Origin of the sequence: Acidithiobacillus ferriphilus (assembly GCF_018854775.1) — a bacterium.
In the GTDB taxonomy this organism is placed as follows: domain Bacteria; phylum Pseudomonadota; class Gammaproteobacteria; order Acidithiobacillales; family Acidithiobacillaceae; genus Acidithiobacillus; species Acidithiobacillus ferriphilus.
In genome coordinates this window covers 1-2,679 of record NZ_JAAZTY010000016.1, presented here as the reverse complement: position 1 = coordinate 2,679, position 2,679 = coordinate 1, and the positions used below count along the sequence as shown (strand labels likewise).

Genomic DNA, 2,679 nt, shown 5'->3' with positions numbered 1-2,679 from the left:
GACCCCGGCTCCGCCGCCACCGGATACGGCTTGGCTGGAATTACTGGAGGATGCGGATGAAGTCGTCCTTGCCCGCCGCCGTGCATGGCTGGAAGCATAGTTCCCAGTCGTAACAGCCGCACATGCCTGCATCGCTCTGGTAAGCCGTGCCGCTGGGCGCCCGTCCTGCCGCAAGCGGGCCAGGGCCAGGCGCAAAGCCCGTCTTCCGGCGGCACTCATGACATCTCCTGCAAAAAGTATCTGTGCCATCATGAGCTGATCCTGTAACAGGCTTTTTCTGTGCAGACAATGCCCAGGGGGATATCCCAAGGCTCTCTGGGCACATGAGGCACCTCCTGAAAAGCATGACCTACCCCAATCAGCCGCGGTCGCCGCCAACTGCGGCGGTGGGGCAAATGCGCCAGACTGCGATCATAAAAGCCCCCGCCCATCCCCAGGCGATAACCTTCGGCGTCGAAAGCCACCAGCGGCAGGATCAATAAATCCAGCTCACGCACAGAACGGTACTGGCGGGGAGATACCTGCGGCTCGGGAATGCGAAAGCGATTATGGCGCAGGACGGCATTAGCATTAGGGTGAAAGGGTGCAAAGCGCAGGCTGCGCGCAAAACGACCGGCGAGCACAGGCAGGTAAAAATGCTTATTGGCCGCAATGGGATACTGCATGATCGGCAAGGGACTGATTTCACCCTGCATGGGCCAGTAGAGGCCGATATGACGAGCCCGCTGAAAGTGGTTGAGGCGCACCAGTTGGTCGGACAAGGCCACGGCTGCGGAATATAATGCCTCGGCGGAAAGGTTACGTCGCTGCTGACGCATGCGTCGGCGTAACGAGCTTTTCGCGGGTATATCATCCAGCCCTGAAAACAAAAGAACCCCCCGCCTGGGTCGTGCAGCCCGCTACCCCCAGAACCTGATGTACAGGTGGGAATCCACACATCGCTTCAGGCTACTCCACAAGGGAGCTGCACACCACGATGATGACTGAGAACTCCCTGGATAGACAATGTTGGTTCAGGAATCATCTCGGCTACTCGCGCCCCGCAGGGAGCAAGGCCCAAGCTACTCCGCCCCCTTACCCATGTCAACCAACCGGCGCAAGCGGGCCGCCACTGCATTGAGCTGATCATCGCGCGCCTGCAATTCCTGGCGCGCGCGCTGCAGATCTGCGGCCAGATTAATCGCCACCATCAACGCCGCGCGCTCTTTACCCATCGTGCGGCCCCCGGCCCGGGTGGCTTCGAGCTGCTGATTCAGCAATGCGACCGCCTCCATCAAAAGTACCTGCTCCTCGGGCTGACAGGGCACCTGATAACTTTGCCCCAGCAAAGTGATATTGACGTGATGGGTGATGGGACTGCGGATTATTTCTGGCACGGTCATCTCCATCGGTAGGTTTTATGCTTCGTTTTCCCACTGGCTCACCTGCGCGAGGAGTTCACTCAAGCGCAGGCATACGATTTCCTGACGCTCCCGCAACAGGACATTTTCGGCATTGAGCATCTGGATTTGTTTTTGCAGGCTCTGCAGGGAACGCTTATCACGCCCGTTTCCTTCCAGATGACGGCGCAATCCACGATAATCCGTTATAATGCTTTCCAGCTCTGCGAACAGAGATTCAAAACGGGACTCCAACACAGCGCCACCCCATTTCACCAAAGATTTTGCTTCCGAGTGTACGAAGCGCCCCAGCCATTTGCAAACTGAACCAGGTCGTTCCCGATTATGCCTCTTTCCAACTCTGACCAACGTAATCGCAACTTCCGCTTCCGGCTTGGCGTCGCGACAGTACTGATGCTGTTGGCGATTCTCGCTGTGGTGTTACGTATTATGGACCTTGAGATACTGCATTATTCCAAATTCCGCACACTGGCTTACGATAATCACGTAGCTCTCGTCCCCGTTGCCCCGCCCCGCGGCCTGGTGCTTGCCGAACATGGTGAGGTGCTGGCGGAAAACCAGCCCACCTATGCCCTGGAAATCACCCCCGACCAGGTGCCCCATTTGCAGAGGATCTTGCAGCGCCTGCAGCAGATGCTCGATCTGAGTGCGGACGATATGCGCCGCTTCCAGGACCTGCGCCAGGGGAAGCCGGGTTTCGATCCAGTAGTCCTCAAGGCCAACCTGACCTCGACGCAGATCGCCACTGTAGCCGTGCGCGCACTGGATCTACCCGGCGTGCGGGTGGTCGCCTTGCTGCATCGCTATTACCCCTATGATGCACTTTTCTCTCACGTCGTCGGCTATGTCGGCCCTGTTACCGCCGCCGACCTGAAGAACTTTCACGCCCGCAATTATGTCGGACGCAACTATATCGGCAAGAGCGGCCTGGAGCGCTATTATGAACGCCAGATCCGCGGCACCATGGGCTATAGAATCAAGGATATCGACGCGCGCGGACTACAAGTGGGCACACTGCGCGAGGTGCCGGCGCAGCCCGGAGATAATTTGCTCACCCATCTGCGCCTACGCGTGCAACAGGCGGGGGCTGAGGCCTTACAAAAAGACAAGGGCTATCGCGGCGCCGTCGTCGCTTTGGACCCTGACAACGGCGCCGTACTGGCCATGGTCACCAGCCCCAGCTTCAATGCCAACTGGTTCGTGGACGGCATCAGCAAGACCCACTGGCAGAGCCTTCTGGACAACCCGGAACGACCGCTGATGAACCGTGCGGACAATG

At 58.6% G+C, this 2,679-nt stretch carries 3 protein-coding genes, 1 other RNA gene and 1 pseudogene; 1 reads left to right on the top strand and 4 read right to left on the bottom strand.

Going from position 1 to position 2,679, the window contains the following annotated elements:
* Positions 1-248: 248 nt before the first annotated feature.
* From HF921_RS01325 to HF921_RS01310, 4 genes are all read right to left on the bottom strand, one after another.
* Positions 249-818, bottom strand: a complete 570-nt coding sequence (locus HF921_RS01325; protein ID WP_215893163.1) for a 5-formyltetrahydrofolate cyclo-ligase — start codon at positions 816-818, stop codon at positions 249-251.
* 53 nt (positions 819-871) lie between these two features.
* A non-coding RNA gene (ssrS, locus tag HF921_RS01320) (6S RNA) lies at positions 872-1,052 on the bottom strand.
* Between the two features lie 9 nt (positions 1,053-1,061).
* The gene (locus HF921_RS01315) at positions 1,062-1,382 is read right to left on the bottom strand and encodes a cell division protein ZapA (protein WP_226825084.1); all 321 of its coding nucleotides are present in this window, start codon (positions 1,380-1,382) and stop codon (positions 1,062-1,064) included.
* A gap of 15 nt (positions 1,383-1,397) precedes the next feature.
* The gene (locus tag HF921_RS01310; protein ID WP_231104502.1) at positions 1,398-1,655 is read right to left on the bottom strand and encodes a hypothetical protein; all 258 of its coding nucleotides are present in this window, start codon (positions 1,653-1,655) and stop codon (positions 1,398-1,400) included.
* A 69-nt stretch (positions 1,656-1,724) separates the two neighbouring features.
* Between HF921_RS01310 and HF921_RS01305 the strand changes: the two are divergent.
* Positions 1,725-2,679: pseudogene (locus tag HF921_RS01305) on the top strand (penicillin-binding protein 2); the annotation flags it as partial.